This window comes from Hymenobacter glacialis, from assembly GCF_001816165.1.
GTDB lineage: Bacteria > Bacteroidota > Bacteroidia > Cytophagales > Hymenobacteraceae > Hymenobacter > Hymenobacter glacialis.
Map to the genome: position 1 here is coordinate 51,334 of NZ_MDZC01000047.1, position 21,542 is coordinate 72,875.

Annotated in this window: 20 protein-coding genes and 1 tRNA gene; 11 read left to right on the forward strand and 10 right to left on the reverse strand. The window is 64.7% G+C overall.

Going from position 1 to position 21,542, the window contains the following annotated elements; translation table 11 throughout:
* Window positions 1–310: 310 nt before the first annotated feature.
* Entirely contained in the window at window positions 311–835 is a 525-nt protein-coding gene (locus tag BEN48_RS05890) for a hypothetical protein (RefSeq protein ID WP_070733679.1), read from the reverse strand.
* A complete protein-coding gene (locus BEN48_RS05895) occupies window positions 835–1,974 on the reverse strand; it encodes a cystathionine gamma-synthase (protein ID WP_070733680.1) in 1,140 nt (379 codons plus the stop codon). Before BEN48_RS05895 ends, BEN48_RS05890 begins: the two co-directional genes overlap by 1 nt.
* A 288-nt stretch (window positions 1,975–2,262) precedes the next feature.
* On the opposite strand from BEN48_RS05895, the gene BEN48_RS05900 reads away from it, so the two are divergent.
* Window positions 2,263–2,985 (forward strand): TVP38/TMEM64 family protein, encoded by a 723-nt coding sequence (locus tag BEN48_RS05900; RefSeq protein ID WP_070733681.1) that lies wholly within the window; start codon window positions 2,263–2,265, stop codon window positions 2,983–2,985.
* A 107-nt stretch (window positions 2,986–3,092) separates the two neighbouring features.
* Window positions 3,093–3,166, forward strand: a tRNA-Arg gene (locus BEN48_RS05905).
* Window positions 3,167–3,389: 223 nt separating this feature from the next.
* Here the strand turns inward: BEN48_RS05905 and BEN48_RS05910 are convergent.
* Window positions 3,390–4,517 carry an NAD(P)/FAD-dependent oxidoreductase gene (locus BEN48_RS05910; RefSeq protein WP_241502190.1) on the reverse strand — a complete coding sequence of 376 codons (1,128 nt, stop codon included), beginning with the start codon at window positions 4,515–4,517 and terminating at the stop codon, window positions 3,390–3,392.
* Complete coding sequence (locus BEN48_RS19630) at window positions 4,414–4,968, reverse strand: Rieske 2Fe-2S domain-containing protein (protein ID WP_241502191.1); 555 nt, start codon at window positions 4,966–4,968, stop codon at window positions 4,414–4,416. The genes BEN48_RS05910 and BEN48_RS19630 overlap by 104 nt, the downstream gene beginning before the upstream one ends.
* Before the next feature lie 343 nt (window positions 4,969–5,311).
* Between BEN48_RS19630 and BEN48_RS05915 the strand changes: the two genes are divergently transcribed.
* From BEN48_RS05915 to BEN48_RS05940, 6 genes are all read left to right on the forward strand, one after another.
* Window positions 5,312–6,175, forward strand: coding sequence for a universal stress protein (locus tag BEN48_RS05915; RefSeq protein ID WP_070733682.1), 864 nt, complete (start codon window positions 5,312–5,314; stop codon window positions 6,173–6,175).
* 693 nt (window positions 6,176–6,868) lie between these two features.
* Entirely contained in the window at window positions 6,869–7,702 is an 834-nt protein-coding gene (locus BEN48_RS05920; RefSeq protein WP_070733683.1) for a universal stress protein, read from the forward strand.
* A gap of 79 nt (window positions 7,703–7,781) precedes the next feature.
* A complete protein-coding gene (locus tag BEN48_RS05925; protein ID WP_070733684.1) occupies window positions 7,782–8,693 on the forward strand; it encodes a universal stress protein in 912 nt (303 codons plus the stop codon).
* A gap of 87 nt (window positions 8,694–8,780) precedes the next feature.
* Window positions 8,781–9,089: a hypothetical protein gene (locus BEN48_RS05930; protein WP_070733700.1), complete on the forward strand. Its 309-nt coding sequence runs from the start codon at window positions 8,781–8,783 to the stop codon at window positions 9,087–9,089.
* 145 nt (window positions 9,090–9,234) lie between these two features.
* On the forward strand, window positions 9,235–9,921 hold the full coding sequence (locus tag BEN48_RS05935; protein WP_070733685.1) for a DUF1003 domain-containing protein: 687 nt from the start codon (window positions 9,235–9,237) through the stop codon (window positions 9,919–9,921).
* A 79-nt stretch (window positions 9,922–10,000) separates the two neighbouring features.
* A complete protein-coding gene (locus tag BEN48_RS05940; RefSeq protein WP_070733686.1) occupies window positions 10,001–11,866 on the forward strand; it encodes a pyruvate kinase in 1,866 nt (621 codons plus the stop codon).
* 62 nt (window positions 11,867–11,928) lie between these two features.
* On the opposite strand, the gene chrA is transcribed toward BEN48_RS05940, so the two are convergent.
* From chrA to BEN48_RS05955, 3 genes are all read right to left on the reverse strand, one after another.
* The gene (gene chrA, locus BEN48_RS05945) at window positions 11,929–13,122 is read right to left on the reverse strand and encodes a chromate efflux transporter (protein WP_070733687.1); all 1,194 of its coding nucleotides are present in this window, start codon (window positions 13,120–13,122) and stop codon (window positions 11,929–11,931) included.
* Between the two features lie 123 nt (window positions 13,123–13,245).
* The gene (locus tag BEN48_RS05950) at window positions 13,246–13,959 is read right to left on the reverse strand and encodes a sterol desaturase family protein (protein ID WP_070733688.1); all 714 of its coding nucleotides are present in this window, start codon (window positions 13,957–13,959) and stop codon (window positions 13,246–13,248) included.
* Window positions 13,960–14,172: 213 nt separating this feature from the next.
* On the reverse strand, window positions 14,173–15,138 hold the full coding sequence (locus BEN48_RS05955; RefSeq protein WP_070733689.1) for a sterol desaturase family protein: 966 nt from the start codon (window positions 15,136–15,138) through the stop codon (window positions 14,173–14,175).
* A 340-nt stretch (window positions 15,139–15,478) separates the two neighbouring features.
* On the opposite strand from BEN48_RS05955, the gene BEN48_RS05960 reads away from it, so the two are divergent.
* The 3 genes from BEN48_RS05960 (at window position 15,479) to BEN48_RS05970 (ending at window position 19,489) form a co-directional block, all read left to right on the forward strand.
* Entirely contained in the window at window positions 15,479–16,255 is a 777-nt protein-coding gene (locus BEN48_RS05960) for a TIGR04283 family arsenosugar biosynthesis glycosyltransferase (RefSeq protein WP_083320796.1), read from the forward strand.
* Between the two features lie 205 nt (window positions 16,256–16,460).
* Window positions 16,461–17,966, forward strand: a complete 1,506-nt coding sequence (locus tag BEN48_RS05965; RefSeq protein ID WP_070733690.1) for a cellulose synthase family protein — start codon at window positions 16,461–16,463, stop codon at window positions 17,964–17,966.
* Window positions 17,967–18,268: 302 nt separating this feature from the next.
* Window positions 18,269–19,489: a bifunctional alpha/beta hydrolase/OsmC family protein gene (locus tag BEN48_RS05970; RefSeq protein ID WP_070733691.1), complete on the forward strand. Its 1,221-nt coding sequence runs from the start codon at window positions 18,269–18,271 to the stop codon at window positions 19,487–19,489.
* 127 nt (window positions 19,490–19,616) lie between these two features.
* On the opposite strand, the gene BEN48_RS05975 is transcribed toward BEN48_RS05970, so the two are convergent.
* From BEN48_RS05975 to BEN48_RS05985, 3 genes are all read right to left on the reverse strand, one after another.
* The gene (locus tag BEN48_RS05975; RefSeq protein ID WP_070733692.1) at window positions 19,617–20,174 is read right to left on the reverse strand and encodes a carboxymuconolactone decarboxylase family protein; all 558 of its coding nucleotides are present in this window, start codon (window positions 20,172–20,174) and stop codon (window positions 19,617–19,619) included.
* A 211-nt stretch (window positions 20,175–20,385) separates the two neighbouring features.
* A complete protein-coding gene (locus tag BEN48_RS05980) occupies window positions 20,386–20,721 on the reverse strand; it encodes a helix-turn-helix domain-containing protein (RefSeq protein WP_070733693.1) in 336 nt (111 codons plus the stop codon).
* A gap of 32 nt (window positions 20,722–20,753) precedes the next feature.
* Window positions 20,754–21,542: IS5 family transposase (locus BEN48_RS05985; RefSeq protein WP_125932499.1), on the reverse strand; the 789-nt coding region annotated here is incomplete at its 5' end.

Consider the following 21,542-nt stretch of genomic DNA (forward strand, 5'->3'; position numbering starts at 1 on the left):
TCACTTTACAAAGTCGGCACCTCCCGGAAGCACACCGACTGCCGGAGTTGCCGCTCATTTGGAACAGGCGCACTACGGCCAGCCGCCCAGACCTGCCCCGCCCCTACCGGGCCCCAAGCAAATTCCCGCGAACCGGCCCAAACCCCGCCGAACCGGAAGCCCCATCAATAAAAATACCCCGAAGAATCTCTCCGGGGCATTCGTTTAAATCAACCGCTTGCATGGTTACCCAGTGGCCTGGGCCAGGTCCTCAATCAGGTTTTGGGACTACCGCCTCCGGCGAATAGGCAGGCACACAAAGCCGGAAAATTCACCAAGGCATTTTCAGCGCGTCTTCCCATTTGGTAAACGCCCCAAACCGGACTTTGGCCCGGTCATAACGCAAGGAACCGCCGGGGATGGCGCGGGCCGCGGCTTCCACTTGCCGAAAAGCAACTTTTGACGGTGCCCCGTCGAGCCCCAGAAACATGGCCGAAAACGCAGTGAAGCCACTATTCAACGGACCACCCATTAGGTAGAGGCCCGTCAGCCGCCACCCATTGGCCCCGCGCACCGCCCGGATTTTCGTCTGCTCCGCCAGCGTCTGCCCCTCTTCAAGTGCATGGGTTGTCACCAGGCCACGGGCCGCGTCCAGCGTATCCACCGCGAAACCGTTAAATTTTAAGTATTCGCTCAGCGCCGCTACCACCACTTCAGGCTGGGCCGTAGTTGTTACCAGTATCACATTGGCCCGGCTGGTTGGCCCGGCGTCTGCGCGGAGCGGCTGCTGAGCCGCAGCCGGATGCGCCAGCCCCAGCAACACACTCAGTACGGCGGCAATCCAATGATTCCGCATTACCCAATGGCCTGGGCCAAATCCTCAATCAGGTCTTCGGCGTCTTCAATGCCCACGCTCAGGCGAATGAGCGAGTCGCTCAGGCCGGACTTGCGGCGCTGCTCGGCCGGAATGCTGGCGTGCGTCATGCTGGCGGGATGGCCGCTGAGGCTTTCCACGCCGCCCAGGCTCTCGGCCAGGGTGAAGTACTGGAACTTCTCGAGCACAGCAATGGCATCTTCTTGTTTATCACCCTTCAGCACGAAGGAAATCATGCCGCCGAAGTCGCGCATTTGCCGGGCCGCGATGGCGTGGTTGGGGTGGTTCTCGAAGCCAGGCCAGTACACCTTTTCCACTTTGGGGTGCTGGCGCAGGTACTCGGCCACGGCGCGGCCGTTTTCGCAGTGCCGCTGCATGCGGATGTGCAGGGTTTTGAGGCCGCGCAGCACCAAGAAGCAGTCCTGGGGGCCGGGCGTGCCGCCGCAAGCGTTCTGGTAGAAGCTCAGGCGCTCGTGCAGCTCGTCGTCGTTCACCACCAGGGCCCCCATCACGGTGTCGGAGTGGCCGGCCATGTACTTGGTCAGCGAATACATCACAATGTCGGCGCCCAGGTCCATGGGCGTTTGCAGGTAGGGTGTGCTGAAGGTATTGTCCACGGCCAGCAGGGCCCCGCACTCCTTGGCCACGGCGGCCGCGGCCGCAATGTCGATGACGTTGAGCAGCGGGTTGGTGGGCGTTTCCACCCAAATCAGCTTGGTTTTCTCGTTGGCCACGGCGCGCACGGCTTCCATGTCGTGCATGGGCACAAAGTGAAATTTGATGCCGAACGGCTCGTACACTTTGGTGAAGATGCGGTAGCTGCCGCCGTAGAGGTCGTTGGTTGAAATCACCTCGTCGCCGGGCTGCAGCAGCTTGGCCACGCAGTCGATGGCGGCCATGCCGGAAGCAAAGGCTAGGCCGTGCTTGCCGTTGTCGAGCGCGGCCACGGCGTTTTGCAGCTGCGTGCGGGTGGGGTTGTGGGTGCGCGAGTACTCGTAGCCCATATTCTTACCGGGCGAGGACTGCACGTAGGTCGAGGTCTGGTAAATGGGCGTCATGATGGCCCCCGTGGCGGGGTCCGGGTGCACGCCGGCGTGGATGGCTTTGGTGGCGAATTTCATAAGAAACGAGGCGGGAATTTGACGAAGAAATAGCAGGGCGGCCAAACCGGGGCCAGCCGCTTTGGGCCGGCAAGTTACGGAGGCCGGCCAAGGCAAAGCCCAAACGCGGGCCGAAGGTTATGTTCGGCATTTGGCCTGCCAGCGGGTTGTTATGACATGCATGCCGCCCTCCGCGTTTATCCCACCAAACAGCCAACTGGCCCCGCAGTGCGTACAGGTCCAGGCGGGGCCACCCGACGCGGAATTTTCCGCCTTTTTGTGGTCGCCCCGACCCTACCTTCGTTGCCTATGAAATTCCTGCGCGAGCTTCTTCAAAAGAACTTTTCCACCCTGTTGTCCATGCTGCTACTGGTGGCGGTGCCCATTGTGGGCAGCTCGTCGCTCACGTTCATTCTCTACCGAAACCAGCAGTTTCTGGAAAACCTCACCACCAGCCAGAGCCTGCTCTATTTCGTGCTGGTGGGCGTGGCCATGGCTTTTTCCCTGGTAAACACCACGGCGGTGGTGCTGGTCACGGGCTTTTACCTGGGCTGGAGCGGCTTTCCGGGCATGGTGGTGGCCTACGCCCTGGCAGCCCTCACCGGCTACCAGATAGCCACCATGCTCGACCACGGCAAAATGCTGGGCTTCCTGAGCCACTTCCCCAAGGTAGACGCGGTGATGAAAGAACTGAAAACCGACAGCTGGCAGCTCATCTTCCTCACCCGCGTGTCGCCCGTCACCCCGTTTGCCCTCATGACGTTCGTGCTGGCCATCATGCGCGTGCGGCGCTGGCCGTTTCTGCTGGCCTCCATTGCAGGCATGCTGCCGCGCAGCCTGTTTTTCTATTGGCTCGGCACCAAGGCGCAGGACGTTTTTGCGCTGCTCAAAGACCCCGGCACCGGCACCACCGGCAAGCTGCTGCTGTTTGTGCTGGTAGCGGCCTCGTTCTTCGGGCTCTACTACCTGTTCAACCAGGCCCTGAAACGTGCCCTCAACAAAGGCGCCGCCGCGGCGGCAAACCAAGCCTGATTTATAATGGTTTGCGTGTTTTGTGAAAAAATATTTGCGAAATATGTGCCCCTGGCTTGTGCAGCTGCATTTTTTGCTCTTACCTTTGCGGTCCCATCACGGGAAACGGTTGTGTAGCTCAATTGGATAGAGCATCTGACTACGAATCAGAAGGTTTAAGGTTCGACTCCTTACACGACCACGAAAAACCTCATTCACAAGCTGTGAATGAGGTTTTTTCTTTATTATCGGACAGGGTTGTGCTGCGTTATGCTAAACGGTCTGCGGGTGGCCCCAACGGCGCATACTGCTCAGCGCGGCTTGCGCAGGTCCACAGGTGCAGGGCGGGCAGGATGATGCTACCTACTTAAGCGGTAGAGATGCTTCGACTGCGCTCAGCATGATGTTCTGATTTTGACAGGACCTTAATGCAGAGAGCCTGAGGGATGCAGCAGCTTGGCCAAAGCAGCCTCGTCATTAGCTTCCAGGGCTACTTCGGCTTTCAGGTTGTCTACGTCGCGCTGCACGCTGGCCACGGCTAGCGTTTTGTCATTCTGGCGGAATGCTACGTTGCCCTGGCGCTCGGCCAGCGGGCCGTGGGTGGTCAGTTCGTCCCACTTTTCGGCGTGGCCCACGTAGCGCACCGACACGTTGTAGTGCTTGCTCCAGAAGAAGGGCACCGCGTCGAATTGCTCCTGGTGGCCCAGCATGTTGCGCGCAGCCGTCTGGCCCTGGCGCTGCGCCACCACCCAGTGCTCTACCCGAATAGACGCCCCGGTGTGGGCATCGGGCCAGCGGGCAATGTCGCCGGCGGCGTAGATGCCGGGGCTGCTGGTTTGCAGAAATTCGTTTACCAGCACGCCTTTGTCCATGGTCAGGCCGGCCGCTTCGGCCAGTGCCAGCCGGGGCCGCACCCCAATGCCCACCACCACTAGGTCGGCGGGCAGCCGTTCGCCGTTTTTCAATACCACGGCCTCCGCTTCAATGGAAGTGGCCGTTTGCGGCAAATGAAAATGGATGCCCTTTTCCTGGTGCCGCCGGTGTACCATGGCGCCCAGCTCCGGGCCCAGCACCTTGGCCAGCGGCACTTCATCGGGGGCCACCACGTGTACTTCCAGCCCCAGTCCACGCAACGCGGCCGCCACTTCCAGCCCAATAAAACTCGCGCCCAGCACCACGGCCTTTTTCGCCTGCGCGGCACCGGCCACAATGGCGCGGTGGTCGGCCAGGGAGCGCAGCACGTGCACGTGGGGCAGTTCGTGGCCGGGAATATCGAGGCGTACCGGTTCGGCGCCGGTAGCCAGCAGCAGCGCATCGTAGGCGTGGGTGGCACCATCGGCCAGCCGCACGCGGCGGCTGCTCACGTCCAGCGCGGCTACTTTGCCCCGAATGATATTGATGTTGTGCTCGGCATAAAAGCCCGCCGGGCGCAGGGCTGCTTTCGGGGCGCTATCGGGCGCGAAGCTCTTGGACAGCACGGTGCGGTCGTAGGGCGCGTCGGTTTCCTCGTCGAGCATGGTGATGCGGCCTTCGTAGCCTTCGCGGCGCAGCATTTCGGCGGCCGCGCTGCCGGCCCCGCCCGCCCCGATTATGACTACCTGCTTCGGATGAGCTTCGGTTTTGGTGCTGGCCGGGGGGCGAATCGGGGGCCTGCGGGCCTTGCTCCTGCTTGCCGGTGACGTAGACACGGCCCGCGCGCTGCTCCACCGTCCAGCGGGGCAGCGGGTCGAGGGCCGGAGGCCGCAGCGCGGCCCCGGTGCGCAAGCTGAAGCAGGCGTGGTGCCAGGGGCAGCGCACGGTGTCGCCCACCAGCAGGCCCGTTTCCAGCGGCGCCCCCAGGTGGGTGCACAGCGCCCCCACGGCCAGCAGTTCGGAGCCGCGCCGCACCAGCAGCACGGGCTCGCCGTGGGCGTGGCCGCGGAGCATGGCGCCGTCGGCCAGTTCGGCCAGCGCCATGCCGGTGGTTGCAAAGTCGGGGCCAGTATTTTTTTCGGCTGAAGCCATGAGAACGGGTTTTAGAAGGTAGTGAAGCGGGTAAAATCTGTTGGTGTGGGACCGGGGAAGCGGCTGAGGCCACCACGGCAGGCGGCTTGCGGTGGCAACGAAGGAAGCGAATCCGCTTCTCGTGGCAGCACATGGGGGCACCCCCATAGACGGACGGCAGCGCCAGCGCATTGGTTACGCAGCAGCCGGCGCAGACGGGCATTTGCGCTGGCTGCGGTAATGCTTACGGCTGCGGCGGTTTCCGGGCCGCCGGGGGTGGCGTGTTTCGCGGTACGGCACCGGGGCTGCCCGTCGAGAATTATATTACAAATATTGTATATTAGATTGCTGAACCAAGTTTATCATGTCGCCTTCCTTTGTAGTCTTAGTCGACCTCTCTGCTGCGGCCGAGCGGGCTGCCCACTACGCCGCCGTGCTGGGCAGCCCGCTGCACGTGCGCCTGGCGCTGGTCAACGTTTACCAGGTGCCTTTGCTGTCCTCTGAGCTGGCGTTTGTGGCCATGCCCCACTTCCCCCAGCTGCAGGCCGATGCCGAGGATGCCTTCCACGCCATGGCCGAACGCCTGCCCGTGGCCGCCGAGGCCACGGTGCTGGTGGCCCCCATGGCCGATGCCGTGCAGGAAGCCATTGCGCGCTACCACCCGCTGCTGCTGGCCATGAGCCTGAGCCCCGAGCAAAACGGGCTCGACTACCTGCTGCGCAACCACGTGCTGCCCGTGCTGCGCGCCACCCACCGGCCGCTGCTGCTGGTGCCCGAAGCCAGCCCGCCCCCCCGCCGGCCGCGCCGGGTGCTGGTGGCCGTCGACAACGATTATTTTGCCCTCAATGCCAGCACTCTGGCCCTGGCGCCGCTGCTGGCCAGCTGGCAGGCCACTTTTTTGGTGATGCACGTTCGCAAGGCTTCGACTGGGATTGAGCAGCCAGGCCACTACGCGCAGCTGGGCGGGCCGCTGCGGGAGCTGCTGCCCCAGGCCGCGCCGGGGTCGGTACACGACGATGCCGACCACGACCCGGCCGCCGCAGTGCTGCGCGCCGTGGCCGAGGAGCAGGCCGACCTGCTGATTCTCATTGCCCGGCCCCGCAGTTTTCTGGGCCGGCTGTTTCATCGCAGCGTGACGGCGCAGGTACTGCACGGCTGCCCCGTGCCAGTGCTGCTGCTGCCCGCCGACGCCCCCGACCAGCCCGACTACATGCCCCCAATGAGCTGACCAGTAGGATTATCAGCTGTCGGTTTTTCTCTCACCCGGGTAATTTCACGCCCCTTTTCACACCTGTATGCTGTTTCCCACTTTTCTGTTTTCGGCGCTGCTTGTTGGGGCGCTGGTGGGGGTGCGCCTGCACCGCCTCTCCACACGGCTAGCGCCGGTACCGCTGCCCCGCCGCTAAGCCACACCCCGCCGCGCATCTTCCCCGACTGCTGCCTAGCCGGCAATAGGGGCTTTTAGTTTACTGCCTGCTTCGCCGAAGCAACTAATAGTTGGCCGGCGCTTGATATAAATCAACCGTTCGGGCAATTCTCATCATGCCGCGGCCGGCGTTTATGACGGACTTTTGCTTGTGTCCACTTGCTGCCTTCTTTTAGCGCTCTGCCCCCAATAAAGGCGCTCTACACGGCTTTTTTTGATGAAAAATTTCTTGCTACCCCGGCCTCTCGCCACTATCTGCACCTTACTGCGCCACCCTTTCTGCTACCGGCGGGCTGCGTAGCGCGACCGGAAGTGCGGCGGGGCAGCAGCTTCGGAACTGCCTCCATAATGGGGAGCTTCGTGCTTACGCTGTTTGCCGGCGCGGCGTCACTGCCCAAGGCATGCGCCCTTGGTTTCTGACCATTTAAAGGAACCGGGCGACCCCACCCGGCGTGCCAGTAGCCGGGCCTTCTTTCCACCCCAATTCACTTTACTATGAAACCCAACCTGCTCGTTCTCACCGATGCTTCGTATGCCGCCGAAAATGCCCGGGCCTACGCCGCCGTGCTGGCCGCCCCGCTGGGGGCCGAAGTGCACCTGCTGCACATGTCTCCCGTTCCGCCCATGACGGCGCGGGTGGGCGATGTGATGCACGCCACCAATGCCCGGAACTTGCTGCGGGAGCGCCACGCGCTGGAAGCAGTAGCCGCCGCCATGCCCGTGCCCGCCACCGCCACCACCGTGGCGCAGCCCTGGGACGAGGCCCTGGAGGAGGCCCTGGCCCGGCACCAGCCGCTGCTGGTGGTGGCCGGCCTCACGGCCACCGATGGCTTGCTGGACGAATGGCTCAGCAACCGCGCCCTGCCGCTGGCCCACCAAACGGGCTACCCGCTGCTGCTGGTGCCCCAGCACCTACCGGTGGAGGCCCTGCGCCCGCCCCGCTGCCTGGCCCTGGCCGTGCGCGACCACGCCTTCGCCCTCACGCCCCAAGCCCTGGCGCTGGGCCCGCTCCTGGCAGCACTGGATGCAGCCGTGGTGCCTACTACCGTTGTCTCACCCGATGTGCTCACGGCCGGCCACGCCGGGTACACGGCTGCGCAGGCCTCCGGCCTGACCCCGGCCCTGGCCGGCAGCACCTTGCACCAGGTGGTGGCAGCAGAGCCCGCGGCCGGCCTGCAGCAGGCCGTGAATGAGCTCTCGGCCGATGTGCTGGTCCTGCTCGACCCCGGCCACGGCTGGATAAGCAAGCTGTTTGGGGGCAGCGTCATCGACGAGGTGCTGCGGCAGACGCAGGTGCCGGTGCTGCTGCTGGCCACGCAGAAAAACTAGGTTGGCTTAGGGCTGCTCGTTCTGGCGGAGGGCCTCGCTCCGGCCTCCAACGGCTATTTCACTTCAAAACCTCCTTCACATGGCACTCTCCCTCATCGTCTTTGCGGGTTTCTACCCGCCCGCCCGCCGCGCTATTGCGTACGCCGACCACCTGGCGCAGGCGGTGAGTGGCCGCCTGGTGCTGCTGCACGTCAACCGGGCCTCCCTCTTTGACCCCAACGACCTGGTGGCTCATGGCCACCACCAGGAAGAGCTGGCGCGCCAAGCCGATACGGCCGCCATCCTGTCCCGGCAGGCCGAAGGGCTGCTGAGCCCGGCCAGCGTGGAAGTGGCCACCGACCTGCTGCCCGCCGTGGCCCAGGACCTGGCCCTGCGCTACCAGCCGGCGCTGTTCGTGTTCAGCCAGAGCGGAGACGACCGCCCCGCCGACCTGCTCGCCTCGTGCGTGGACATTCTGCGGGCCGGCAGCTACCCGCTGCTGGTGGTATCGGCCACGGCACCGGCCCACAACCCGCCCCGCCGCGTCCTCATTGCGGCCGACCGTGAGTCGTTTGCGCTGGCCCCGGAAGCCGAAGTCCTGCGCCCGCTGCTGGCCCTGCCCGGCGTGGAGGTAGTAGTGGCCCACATTTCGAGTGGCGTGGAGGACGACGAAGGCTGTGCCCTGGCGCTGCGGGCCGTGCAGGCCAGCGGGTTGGTTGAGGGCCTGCCCGTACCAGAACTGCGGGGCTACCAGCACGAGAACTATGCGCAGGGGGTGCTGGCCGCCGCCCTGGACACGCGCGCCGATTTGGTGGTGGTAATGGCCCGCCAGCGCAGCTACCTCAGCGACCTGTTTCACCGCAGCATCACGGCCCAGCTTCTGCAATCCTGTCCGGTGCCTGTGCTGGTGCTGCCCACCGCTGCGGCGCCCCCCGCTGCCGAAGCGCCTGGGTTTACCACCGCAGCCGGCTATGCCAACACCGTAATCAGCGGCCTGCTGCCGGCCTCCTGACGCGAGGTTTCCGGCCTTTTGAGCAGTGGGGCAACAGCGATTGTAAGCTCCATTGCTCCCGAACCTGAATTCCCCGCCGCCATGTCCATGCACACGCTCCTCACGCTTTCGGAAACGCTGGCTCAGCTCAAAGCCGAGGGATACACCGAAGATTTCAATTTAAAAGGAGACTACCTGGCCGGCCAACGCTCGGCTATTCAACTGTCGCCCCACGAGTTTGTGGTGGACCAGCACTTCCGCTTTGAAGGCCCCAGCGACCCAGCCGATTCGGCGGTGCTCTACGCTATTTCGTCGGCCCGATTCAACCTGAAAGGCACGCTGGTGAACGGCTACGGCGTGTCCAGCGACGAAACCGCCGACCTCATTATCCGGGCCATTCGGGAGCAAACTGCTTAGCCACTACCCGCCTCCTGCTCGCGGCCCGTCACGGCTCTGGCGCTGGTCCGGTTGCGAAAAGCGGTATAATCGTCGTAAATTCTTACTTATCAGCGACTACCTGACTCCGGTTCCAGGTTCGAATTACAAGTTAAGACACGGCTTCATGGATAGCTTTATCAGTGCCTGCTCCGGCCTGGCCTTTCCCCTAAGCGAGCGAATCAGCGGCGAGCTGGTTCGGCAGCCCATTCTGGTGCTCATTCAGCAGGATTTTCCAGGCTTTACCCGGGAAGACGCGCTGGCGGCCTCGGAGCTCAACGAGTACCGCCGCCGCTACCTGGAAAACTTCCTGGTGCGCGAAGTAGGCGAGCTGACGGAGCTGGAGGAAACGGTGCTCAGCAACGTGCACGAGCGCCGAACACTCACCGATAAGGTGGACGAGCAGGAGCCGCCCCCGACGATGGGCCAGCGCTGGGCCGACCGCATTGCCCGCTTCGGGGGCAGCTGGGCCTTTATCCTGCTGTTTTTCGGCGTTATTATGGGCTGGATTGGGCTGAACGTCGTGCTGTTGCAGGCCCCGAGCTTCGACCCTTATCCGTTCATCCTGCTCAACCTGCTGCTCTCGTGCCTGGCAGCCCTGCAGGCCCCGGTGATTATGATGAGCCAGAACCGCCAGGAGGAAAAAGACCGGGACCGGGTCAAGAAAGACTACATGATTAACCTCAAGGCCGAGCTGGAGCTGCGCGTGATGCACGAAAAGCTCGACCACCTGACGCGGCAGCAGGCCCTGGCTACCCAGCACCTTGCCGGCCTCGTGCAGGATGCTTTGCACGGCCGAAACCCGGCCGGGTAGCAGCAGCAAAAACTGCTGAAACTGCGTGCGCCACCGGCGTCTCATCAGCCCTGGCACCCGAATCTGTTTTTACGCGCCCATGAATGAGACTATTATCACCCCGTCGGCATATGCCCAACGGCACGCCCCCGAGCTAACCCGGCTGCTGGCCGAGCTCACTGCCCTGCGCACCGACATGCTGGCCCTGGCCGAGCAGGCCAATGAGCAGCTACAGGCCGTGCATCCCACCTTTCAACACAGCGCCCGCAACCTGCTGCACTACCTGGCCCTGCGCCAGCACGACCGGCGCGATTTGCAGCGGCGGCTCGCTGCGCTGGGCCTCTCGTCGCTGGGCCGGGCCGAGGCCCACGCCCTGGCCACCGTGGAAGCGGTGCGGGCCGTGGTGCAGGCGCTGCTGGCCCCCGATGCCTTCGAACCCGACCCGGAAAATGCCCCCGACTTTGCGAGTGGCCCGCGCTTGCTGGCCAGGCACAGCGATGCCTGCCTGGGACCGGCCCCGGCAGCCCCCGGCGTCCGCATTATGGTGACCATGCCCGCCGAGGCCGCGGCCAACTACGAGCTGGTGCGCGACCTGCTGCGCGAAGGCATGGACTGCATGCGCATTAATTGCGCCCACGACGATGCAATGGCCTGGGGCCACATGATTGGCCACCTGCGGCGCGCCGAGCAGGAGCTGGGCAAAACCTGCAAAGTGAGCATGGACCTGGCCGGCCCCAAGCTGCGCACCCACGGCCTGCCGCCCGGGCCGGCCGTGCTCCGGGTGAAACCCACACGCGATGCCAGCGGCCGGGTGGTAGCCCCTGCCCGCCTATGGCTCACGGCGCAGGAGCACCCGTGCCCGGCCCCTGCCGCTGCTACAGCTACCCTGGCCTTTCCGGTCGCCTGGCTGCGGAGCCTGCGCCCCGGCGGCTCGGTTTCGTTCGAGGATGCGCGCGGGGCCCGGCGGAAGCTGCGCGGGGTAAGCCCTGAGCCGGAAGGCTGCTGGGTAGAGCTGCGCAAAACGGCTTACATCACGCCCCTTACCCGCTTTCGGGGGCCAGCCGGCGCAGTAGCCAGCCCGCACGAGCTGCCTGCCAAGCCCTCGTTTCTGCTGCTACGCCCCGGCGACCTGCTGCACCTCACCTATCAGCCCCTTGCCCACCCTGCCCCGCCCGACTCCGCGACTGAGCCGGCGGTTATTAGCTGCACGCTGCCCCAGGTGCTGGACTCGGTGCAGCCTGGGGAGCAAATCTGGTTTGACGACGGCAAAATTGGTGGATTAATTGAGCTGGTGGCCGCGCAAACCGTGCACGTCCGCATCACCCAGGCCCGCGCCGAAGGCGTAAAGCTGCGCAACGACAAGGGCATCAACCTGCCCGATAGCCAGCTTTCCATTCCGGCCCTGACGGAGAAGGACCTGCAGGACCTGGTTTTCATTGCGCAGCACGCGGATGTGGTCGGCCTCTCATTTGTCAACTCTCCGGCGGATGTGACGCTGTTGCGGCAGCACCTGCAGCACCTCACCAGCCGGGTGCTGCCCATTGTGCTCAAGATTGAGACCCGGCGGGGCTTTGAGCAGCTGCCGGCGCTGCTGCTCTGCGCCATGCAGGCCCAAAGCTGCGGCGTGATGATTGCCCGCGGCGACCTGGCCGTGGAGTGCGGCTTTGAGCGCCTGGCGGAAGTGCAGGAAGAGGTGCTATGGCTTTGCGAGGCGGCGCATGTGCCCGTTATCTGGGCCACGCAGGTGCTGGAAACCCTGGCCAGCGGCGGCATGCCATCGCGGGCCGAAATAACCGACGCCGCCATGGGCAACCGTGCCGAGTGCGTCATGCTCAACAAAGGCCCCCAGGTAATGGCCGCTGTGCAGATTCTGGGCGGTATCATGCGGCGAATGCAGGCCCATCAAAGCAAGAAAAGCGCCCTGCTCCGCAGCCTGCACGTGGCCAGCCTGTTTTTGCCAAAGTAGCGTGAGGACGGGCAAAGGAAAGTAGAAAGGCAAGGGGTGTAAGCCGCTACAACCCTAGCAAGCTATACCAGGCCAGCCTGTTGCAGCCCGAGGCCCAGCGCGGCCCCGCCCAGCACCAGCCAGGCTGAGTTGACCTTATAGCGCAGCAGCAAAAATGCGCTGCCCAGTGCCAACGCCACCGTGGGCAGGTCCAGCAGGGCGGTGCGGGCCAGCGTGAGCGAAACGGTCGCCATCAGGGCCCAGGATGCGGCATTCAGCCCGTCGAGAAAAGCCCCGGCCAGCGGCGACTGCCGCAGCTGGGCCACCAGCTTGATGCTCATCCCCACAAACACAAAGGCCGGCAGGAAGATGCCCAGCGTGGCCACCAGTGCCCCGCGCCAGCCCAGCAGCGCGTAGCCCACAAAGGTGGCCGTGGTGAACACCGGCCCCGGCGTTACCTGCCCCACCACCACGGCGTCCAGCAGCTGGCCCTGGGTAAGCCAATGGAAGCGCTGCACCAGGTCGGCGTCGAGAAAAGCCAGCAGCACGTAGCCGCTGCCGTAGAGCACCGAGCCGATTTTGACAAAAGCCAGCCCCAGCGGCAGCAGTTCCAGCGGCGCAGCGGCCCCGGCCGGCGCAGCGCCCGCCCCCAGGCCCAGAAGTAGCGGCAGCACCGCCAGCATGCCCACCGCACCCACCAGCTTGACGAGGGCCGGCGGCACGGCTCTGTGGGCCAGTGTGGGCCAGCGCAACGCTCCGGTTGCCAGGCCCGCCGCAAAAAGCAACAGTAATTCGTGCACGCCAAGCAGCCCCAGAACGAAGGCTGCCCCACCCACCAGCCGCAGCGCCCAGGTGCGCAAGGCTGACTTGCCCAGGCTCCAGAGCGCCTGCGCCACCACGGCCACAACCACGGGTTTCACCCCATATAGCACACCGGCAAGAGCCGGCAGCGTGCCGAAGCGCACGTAGGCCCAGCCAAAGCCCATGACAATGAGCATAGCCGGCAAAATAAAGCAGACGCCTGCTACCACCAGCCCCGCCCAGCCGCGCCGCGCGTAGCCAATGTGAATGGCCAGCTCGGTGGAATTAGGTCCCGGAATCAGGTTAGCGGCACTCAGCAAGTCCAGAAACTGCTGCTGGGTGAGCCAGCCCCGGCGGCGCACTACTTCCTCCTCCATCAGGGCCACGTGGGCGGCTGGCCCGCCAAAGGCCGTGGTACCCAGGCGCAAAAAAAGTCCGGCCAACTCGGCCAGTGAAGTGGGTGCAGCCGAGGACATGCTAAGGTTGGTCAGATTGGGGTAAGCGGCGGATAACCGACCAGCGGGTTCGGCGCTCAAGCTACAGACAAACACCATGCGGCCGCATGGGCCAGGCCGTGCGGCGGGGGGGCTGCAGGAAGTTTACGGTACCAGTTCGTGCAGCGGGCCGGCCAGCTCTGCCCTGCTTGGTACCGAGCCATCGGGGCGGGCCCAGGGCTCCAGGGGCTCCAGCGGCAGGGAGAGCAGGCGAGTAACCGGCATCTCGGCGGCTTCCACGTAGGCAGGCACGCCAATGGTGAGGGCCTGCTGGGGCACGTTGAGGCGCAGGGTGCGGTGCAGCCGGTCCCAGAGGGTGAGCACGACGCCGAAATTGCTGTCGGTTTCGCGCTGCACCTGCGAGTGGTGGATGCCGTGGGCGCGCGGCGTCACCATCACGCGCACCAGCTGGTGCTCCATGGCAAAGGGCAGGTGCCAGTTGCTGTGATGGAAGGCCGTGCAGGCCTCAAACACGGCTTCGAAGCCCAGCACCGTGGCCGGCCGCACGCCCAGCAGCGCGGGCAGGCCCGCCCGCCAGGGAATGCTGGCCAGCATCTCGCCGAAGTGGAAGCGCCAGGCCGTGGTCAGGTCCATGTCCAGGTCGTTGTGGTGCACGCGGTGCAGGCGCCAGAGCAGCGGCGCGTGCAGCAGGCGGTGCCAGGTGTAGCCCAGGTAGTCGAGCAGCAGCACTTCGGCTACCAGGCGCAGGGGCGTGGGCAGGCGGGCCAGCACCGGCCGGCTGGGGGCCCAGGTCTGGGCCAAGCCCACCATGGCCGGCAGCAGCGTGAGGCGCATGGCCGGCAGGGCGGGCGCAGCCACCAGAGCATTTTTTTAGCCACCGTTCGGGCCGGGGGCGGGTGCGGCGGCGCAGGGGGCGGCGGGTTTCGAGCAGCAGCAGGCCCAGGGCGGCCACGACCAGCGCGGGCCCGGCCCAGCGGTCGAAGCGGCGCAGCAAGGGAGAAGAAAAGGGAAGTAAGGACACGGCAGCAAGGGCGTTAAGTCAGCAGAAAACAGCAGCGATAGCCAATAGACTTACTCCTCTGCCGGCTGCGGGGTTGCCCCGGCTGCCCGTGCCCGTGCCCGCTCCGGCAGCGGCGCGGCAGCCTTCTTGGGTTTGAGCTGGCTGAACGGCTCCAGCTGCTGGGCCACAAACGTAGCGGGGTACTGCGCCACGCCGGGCCAGCCCAGCGGCAGGTCGGCCTGCTCAGTGGGCACGTAGGCGGTGCCAAACAGGTAGTCCCACACGGTGAGCGTGAGGGCGAAATTGACGCCGTTGCGGCGCGCCCTGGGCAGTTCCTGGGCGTGGTGCCACAGGTGGGTTTGGGGGTTGTTGAAAACGTATTTCAGCGGCCCCAACGGCGCATAGAGGTTGGCGTGGTTGAAGTGACCCACGGACAGGGTGAACAGGTGCACCAGGAAGAAATCGGTGAGCCCGAAGCCAATCAGGGCCAGCGGCAGGTACTCAAACAGGCGGTAGACCACGGTTTCGACGGGGTGGTAACGCAGGTGGGCAGCGAAGCCCATTTCCTCCACTGAATGGTGCACTTGATGAAAAGCCCAGAGCCAATCGACGCGGTGCAGCAGCCGGTGCACGTTCCACTGAATAAAATCGCGCACCACAAACAGCGTCAGCAGCCGGGCCCACAACGGCCAGTCGCCTATTTCCACGGCCACCAAATTTTGGATGCCCACCAGCCCCAGCCCGTCCTTAAAGAGCTGGACGAACACGTTGGACAGCGCGTTGTAGAGGATGAGCGAAAACAGGAAATAATTGAAGAACATGTAGAACACATCCAGCCAGAAATCCTTGCGGAACGCGCCTTGGTCGCGCCGCCAGGGCCACACCAGCTCCAGCACCCAAAACCCGAGGGAAATGGCCACCAGCCAGTAGAAGTAGCTGCCCCAGCTGGGATGCAGCACCTCCCGGAGCAGGTAGTTGCCGTAGCCCGTAAACGAGTCGGCTACAAGCTGCAGGTAGTTGGTAGTTTCGGCGGACATGGTTGCCAAATTATGTAAAAAGATGTGATACCAAGCCCGGAAAGGCCTACCCCGCCGCTGCAGCAGGGCCAGCGCCCAGGCTGGGCTCTCGCTCAAGCGCAACCATAACAAAAGCGACTTTGTTGAGGCTGCTTTTTTATAGCAAGTCCGAATACCGGACATTCCGGCCACGCAGGACAGCTGTTAAAAACCCCGCATCCCGGCCCCGTGTTATTTGCTCGACCGGGCAACGCCCCACGCCGGGCAGGCGTACGAAGCAATTGAAACGCACCCGGGAAGATATTTGCGGCTGCTGTTAGTTCCCAAAGGTGGGAGCTGCCGCCCCGTCAGAAGCTGATTTATGTTTGCTGCCACACTTGCTTCTCCGCTACCAGTGCAGTGCCCCGCCCGGGCAGCCGGCCCGGGGCTGGCGTTGGCCACCGTGAGCATCATTATTCCGGTTTATAACGAGGCCACCGGTATTGAGTCGCTGCTGGCCTACCTGCGCCGGGCCACGGCCAATTGCCCAGGCCTGGAAATCATCGTGGCCGATGGGGGCAGCACCGACAACAGCCCGGCGCTGGCCCAGCGGGCGGGTGCTACCGTGGTGCGCAGCCCGCGCAAGGGCCGCGCCGCCCAACTCAACTACGGAGCCCGCCACGCAGGCGGCGACATTCTCTACTTCCTGCACGCCGACTCCTACCCCCCGCCGGGTTTTGTGGCCGACCTGCGGCGCGCCCAGCAACAGGGCTACGGCAGCGGCTGCTACCGGCTGGCCTTCGACCACGGGCATTGGTTTCTGCGCTTCAGCGCCTGGTGCACGCGCCTGCCGCTGCTGCTGGTGCGCTTTGGCGACCAGAGCCTGTTTATGCGGCGTGAGATATTTGAGCAGATAGGCGGCTTCCGCGAAGACCTGCTGGTGATGGAAGACCAGGAAATTGTGCGGCGGCTGCAGGCACACGGGCCGTTCCAGGTGCTACCGGGGGCTGTGACCACCTCCGCCCGCAAGTACCTGGACAACGGGGTGTTTCGCCTGCAGGCAGCCTTCACGCTCATTGCCGGGCTCTACTGGCTGGGCATGTCGCAGCCCCGGCTGGTGGGGCTCTACCGGCGGCTGATTCGGCAGGACAAACTGTAGCTAGCGCCGGACGCCGGTCAGCTCCGTTTATGAAAGCAGCCCTTACTCGGCTGAGCACATCGCCCTGGCTTGGGCCAAAAGTGCCCACCACCAATTCGCGCTCGCCCTGCGCAAAGGCCACTACCACGGCTTCCAGCGCATTTACGCCGATTCGTTGCTATTCCCAAGCCAAATCATAGGCTGATTACGCCTATTTTTGTTAAATATGCTGATTCTGGAAGGAGGGGCTGTGGCCCTGTATGGGCTGTGCCTGATGTTTATGTTGGGCTTCAGCCTGGCGCAGTGGCAGCTGACCCGGCTGGCGCGCCGCGCGGCTTTGGCCCCGCTGCTACCCGCACCCGCGCCGCCTGCGCAGTGGCCCCGCGTGACAGTGCAGCTGCCCGTGTACAACGAGCTGGCCGTGGTGGCGCGCATTATCGACGCCGCCGCCGCCCTCGATTACCCCGCCGACCGCCTGCACATCCAGGTCCTCGACGACTCCACCGACGAGAGCGTGGCACTGGCTGCCCACCGCGTGGCCTACCACCAGGACCGCGGCCTGCGCATCGACCACGTGCGCCGGGCTACCCGCCAGGGCTACAAAGCCGGGGCCCTCGCCCACGGCCTCACCGAAACCGAGGGCGAGTTCGTGGCCATCTTCGACGCCGACTTCGTGCCCACGCCCGACTTTCTGCGCCGCACCCTTCCCTATTTTGATGCGCCCGAGGTGGGCGTGGTGCAAACCCGCTGGGGCCACCTCAACGAGAGCGAGTCGCTGCTCACCCGCCTGCAGGCCTTCGGGCTGAACGCGCACTTTCTGGTGGAGCAGGTGGGGCGCGCGGCCGGGGGGCACTTCCTCAACTTCAACGGCACGGGCGGCGTGTGGCGGCGCACCTGCATCGAGGATGCCGGCAACTGGCAGGCCGATACCCTCACCGAAGACCTGGACCTGAGCTACCGGGCCCAGCTGCGCGGCTGGCGCTTCGTATACCGCCCCGACATTGTGGCCCCGGCTGAGCTGCCCGCCCACCTGGCGGCCCTCAAGTCGCAGCAGTACCGCTGGAACAAGGGCGCCGCCGAAACGGCCCGCAAGCACCTGGGCCGGGTGTGGCGGTCGGCCAGCCTGCCCCTGGCCACCCGCGTGCACGCCACCTTCCACCTGCTGAATAGCAGTGTGTTTGCCGTGATTCTGGTGATGGCCCTGCTGAGCGTGCCGCTGGTGTGGGTGCGGGCGAACCGGCCCGAGTTCCGGCCGGTTTTTCAGCTGGCGGCGGGCTTTCTGCTCACCTTCGTGCCCCTCACCTACTATTACTACACCACCTGGCGGCTGGCGGGCGGCCGGGCCACGGGGCGCTGGTTTGCGCCGCAGTTCCTGCTGTTTCTGGCCGTGTCGATGGGCCTGGCGCTGCACAACGCCCGCGCCGTAGCGGAGGGCTTCTGGGGTCGGACCACCCCGTTTGTGCGCACGCCCAAGCAGGGCAGCGCCGCTGCCGGGCTACTCGCCACCCGGCCCGCCCGAAGCCGGGGCGCGTGGCCGTGGGCCGAGAGCCTGCTCATGCTTTACTTCCTGGGCGGGCTGGGCGCGGGGCTGTATTACCGCGACTATGGCCTGCTGCCGTTTCACCTGCTGCTGGTGGTGGGCCACGCCACGCTGGTCTGGTACGCGTGGCGGACGGGGACAGCAGCCGCCGCGCCGGTCCTCACGGGCGGCGCCCCCGTGTTAATGGGCTGAATCCTGCCTGAGCGGCCCCGCTTCTGAGTCCAATCCTTTGCCCCCTGCGTCTCACTTTGGTTACGCCCACTCCCCTGTTCTGCAGCAGCGCTTGGTGGCGGGGTTTGTCGAGCCCCCAGAATGGGGGAAACTATACCCGCTAACCGAGTCTTTTAGTACCCGTACCCAGCGCCTGTATGAGTCCGTCGGCTTTGTTGGCTGAAGGCCAGCTGTAAGGTTGCGGGCCGGAACGAGCCTACCCCCACGCCACCCGATGCCACGGCCAGGTCTGGCCTTTTCGCTCCTTTAACACCTCCGCCACCATGCCCACTAATTCCTCCGAAGTGCTCGTTCCCAACCAGCGCGGCGAGCAGCTGGCCGCCCGCCTTGACCTGCCTCCCGGCGGCGCGGTGCCCCGCGCCTACGCCTTGTTTGCCCACTGCTTCACCTGCACCAAAGAGTATAACGCCCCGGTGCACATCAGCCGGGCCTTGCAGCAGCAGGGCATCGCCGTGCTGCGGTTCGACTTTACCGGCCTGGGCCACAGCGAGGGCAACTTTTCCGACACCAACTTTTCGTCGATGGTGGCCGACCTGGTGGCGGCGGCCGGCTACCTGGCCACGCACCACGCCGCGCCGCAGCTGCTCATTGGCCACTCGTGGGGCGGCACGGCGGTACTGCGCGCCAGCGAGCAGCTTCCGGCTGTGCGGGCGGTGGTCACGCTGGGCGCGCCGGCCTCGCCGGCACACATCACCCGCCACTTTGCGGGCCAGCTGGCGGAGCTGGCCGCCGAGGGCAGCGCTGAAGTAAGCATCGGGGGCCGGCCGTTTCACCTCAAAAAGCAGTTTTTGGCCGATGTGGAGGCCGCCAGCACCGAGGCCGTTGCCCCGGGGGCGGGCCGCGCCCTGCTGGTGTTGCACAGCCCCCAGGACCGGGTGGTGGGCATCGACCAAGCCGCCCGGCTCTACACCCAGGCCCGGCACCCCAAGAGCTTCGTGTCGCTCGACGGAGCCGACCACCTGCTCAGCCGCCGCGCCGACGCCGAATACGTGGGCCAGCTCATCAGCTCCTGGGCCGGCCGCTACCTGGCGCAGCCGGAGCCCGCCGAGGCCCTGTCTACCACCCACCCGGTGGTGGTGGGCCTGCGGGCCGGCACGCTCCGCACCGACGTGCGGGCCGGGGCCCATGCCCTGGTGGCCGACGAGCCGGTGGCCGTGGGCGGCACCGACCTCGGCCCCAGCCCCTACGACCTGCTGCTGGCCGCTTTGGGCGCCTGCACCGCCATGACCCTGCGCCTGTACGCCGACCGCAAAAAGTGGCCGCTGGCGGAGGTGCGCGTCCACCTCTCGCACACCGTGGTCAGCCGCGGCCACGAACGCATCGAGCGCGTGATGGAGTTGCTTGGTCCCCTCAGCGACGTGCAGCGGCTGCGGCTATTGGAAATAGCCGAAAAATGCCCCGTGCACCGCACCCTGCACGCGCAGATGCAGGTAGCCACCACGCTGGCCGAGCCGCTGCCGACGGCGACTACACCCCTCTCCTAAAAAGGTGCTGCAGCGGCACCCACCGGCCAGACGCACAAAAAGCCGGCAAGCCGGCTTTTTGGGTCAATACTCAGGCAAGCAATGGGTAGACCAGAGGGGTCAATACCCGCTCGGAAACCCACTGGATTTAGACCGTTGCCGGCTGCCAGGCAAACTTCTGGAAGGGCGCGTCTACCGGCGTTTTAGCTACGTGGTTGGTGTAGTTGCTGATGACCTTCTGGGAAATGCCCAGGATGATGTCCAGCACCTGGCGCTGGGTGTAGCCAGCAGCGTAGAACGCCTCCAATTCCTGCTCCGATACGCGTCCGCGATTGCGCACCATCAGCAGGGTGAATTCGTGCAGCGCCTGCAGCTTCTCGGTGGGGAGTGTGGTGTTGTTGCGCAGCGCCTCGGTGATGGCCGGGTCTACCTTCATCATGTGGGCGATGCCGGTGTGCGCGGGCACGCAGTAGTGGCACTCGTGCTCCACGTTGATGGTCTGCCACACCACCGTCTGCTCGTCGTTGTCGAACGACGACTCAGTGAATAACTTGTGCAGCATCTGGTAGGCTTCGAGCAAGCCGGGGGATTCGGCCAGCGCGCCGTGCAGGCCGGGAATCATGCCAAACGACTTCAGTGAATTTTCCAAAAGCGGCTTGCTGTTTTCAGGGGCCGTTTCGATGGTGTGAATGGGGAAAGTGCTCATAGTTTTTGATTTTAGCGATGAATAAGAGCCGCACAAAGGACCGGCCTTTGAGATAGGCAGCTTGCTTGATACAAAGGTACCAGACGCCCAAAGCGGCCAGATGGACAATGCGTTCTACGTTATGGACATTCGGGCCACGGCTGCCCTGCCGGGGCATTTCCAGGGGCTAGCCCCGGCACCAGGTGGCCGGGCTGCCCTCCCACAGCGGGCATTATACTGTGGCGGCGACAGTGCTTTCAGCCACATGCAGCGCATGCGCGGCCCGGTACGCACTGGGCGTCACGCCTTCTTTTTTCTTAAACAATCGGGTGAAATACAACGGGTCGTTAAACCCGGATTCGTAGGCAACTTCCCCAATCGAAAAGTCAGAGATGGTAAGCAGCTCTTTGGCCTTCTTTAGCTTTTCACTGATGAAATAGTGCGTGGGGTTGTCGTTGTATATTTTTTTGAATGCCCGCTTGAACGCCGATACGCTCAGGCTGCACAAGGCGGCCAGCTCTTCAATGCTCAAATTGGAGTGTTTGTGCAGGTCGATGATACTCTTCACGTTGATATTTCGGGAAGAGTATAAATCGGTAACTAATTCCAGAATAGAGTCCGCATTTTTAGAAGCTGTTTAGGAAGTGGGAGGCGGGACAATTTTACGGAGCAGTAGCACCGTGAAGGCCACCCAGTGCAGGGCCATCCAGTTTTGCAGGCTGTTTCGTAGCGCACGAGCAAGGCCTTGAAGCCGTCGAGCCAGGCGTTGAGGCGCTCAATGACCAGACGGCGGCGGTAGAGTTCCGGGTCCAGCGGCGTGTCGTCGTCGGTCTGCCAGTCGGCCGAGCGTCGGTTGCGTGGGATGTTGGCCTCAATGCCGCGCCGCGCACACGCTTGGCGCAAGGCGGTGACATCAAAGGCTTTGTCGGCGTTGAGAAAAAGGCCTTCCAGGCGCAGTTCCGCGGCTTCGAGCAGGTCGCACAACTCGGCAAAGACCCGTTCCAATTCAAACGTGTCGTGCTGGTTGCCGGCCTGGGGCGTGGCCATAGCCAGCGGTAGGCCCTGGTTGTCGGCTAGGAACAGGGCGTTGGTCGTCCGGCCCGCCTTACGGCCCTGGTAGCCAATCGCGGCCCCGCCGTTCTTGGCCAGCGTGTGGCTGCCATCGAGTTGGACGCTGGACAGGTCGAGGGCGCGCCGGTGCAGGTGCAAGCTGGTGAGCCACAGCTTTTTCCAGGCTCCTTGCTTGCTCCAGGCGTTAAAGTGGTAGTACACGCCCTGCCAGCTCAGCGGCTCGCCCGTGAATAAGGCCTTCACGGGCAGCCAGCGCCACTGGCAGCCCGTTTTGAGCTTGTAGCAGATGGCTCTTACCAACTCGGCCGGGTCGACAGC

Bases quoted from the DNA above. Each gene is read 5' to 3' on its own strand.
- BEN48_RS05890 (WP_070733679.1), bottom strand. From the start codon at position 835: ATGCGGAATCATTGGATTGCCGCCGTACTGAGTGTGTTGCTGGGGCTG.
- BEN48_RS05895 (WP_070733680.1), bottom strand. From the start codon at position 1,974: ATGAAATTCGCCACCAAAGCCATCCACGCCGGCGTGCACCCGGACCCC.
- BEN48_RS05900 (WP_070733681.1), top strand. From the start codon at position 2,263: ATGAAATTCCTGCGCGAGCTTCTTCAAAAGAACTTTTCCACCCTGTTG.
- BEN48_RS05910 (WP_241502190.1), bottom strand. From the start codon at position 4,517: ATGCTGCGCCGCGAAGGCTACGAAGGCCGCATCACCATGCTCGACGAG.
- BEN48_RS19630 (WP_241502191.1), bottom strand. From the start codon at position 4,968: ATGGCTTCAGCCGAAAAAAATACTGGCCCCGACTTTGCAACCACCGGC.
- BEN48_RS05915 (WP_070733682.1), top strand. From the start codon at position 5,312: ATGTCGCCTTCCTTTGTAGTCTTAGTCGACCTCTCTGCTGCGGCCGAG.
- BEN48_RS05920 (WP_070733683.1), top strand. From the start codon at position 6,869: ATGAAACCCAACCTGCTCGTTCTCACCGATGCTTCGTATGCCGCCGAA.
- BEN48_RS05925 (WP_070733684.1), top strand. From the start codon at position 7,782: ATGGCACTCTCCCTCATCGTCTTTGCGGGTTTCTACCCGCCCGCCCGC.
- BEN48_RS05930 (WP_070733700.1), top strand. From the start codon at position 8,781: ATGCACACGCTCCTCACGCTTTCGGAAACGCTGGCTCAGCTCAAAGCC.
- BEN48_RS05935 (WP_070733685.1), top strand. From the start codon at position 9,235: ATGGATAGCTTTATCAGTGCCTGCTCCGGCCTGGCCTTTCCCCTAAGC.
- BEN48_RS05940 (WP_070733686.1), top strand. From the start codon at position 10,001: ATGAATGAGACTATTATCACCCCGTCGGCATATGCCCAACGGCACGCC.
- chrA (WP_070733687.1), bottom strand. From the start codon at position 13,122: ATGTCCTCGGCTGCACCCACTTCACTGGCCGAGTTGGCCGGACTTTTT.
- BEN48_RS05955 (WP_070733689.1), bottom strand. From the start codon at position 15,138: ATGTCCGCCGAAACTACCAACTACCTGCAGCTTGTAGCCGACTCGTTT.
- BEN48_RS05960 (WP_083320796.1), top strand. From the start codon at position 15,479: ATGTTTGCTGCCACACTTGCTTCTCCGCTACCAGTGCAGTGCCCCGCC.
- BEN48_RS05965 (WP_070733690.1), top strand. From the start codon at position 16,461: ATGCTGATTCTGGAAGGAGGGGCTGTGGCCCTGTATGGGCTGTGCCTG.
- BEN48_RS05970 (WP_070733691.1), top strand. From the start codon at position 18,269: ATGCCCACTAATTCCTCCGAAGTGCTCGTTCCCAACCAGCGCGGCGAG.
- BEN48_RS05975 (WP_070733692.1), bottom strand. From the start codon at position 20,174: ATGAGCACTTTCCCCATTCACACCATCGAAACGGCCCCTGAAAACAGC.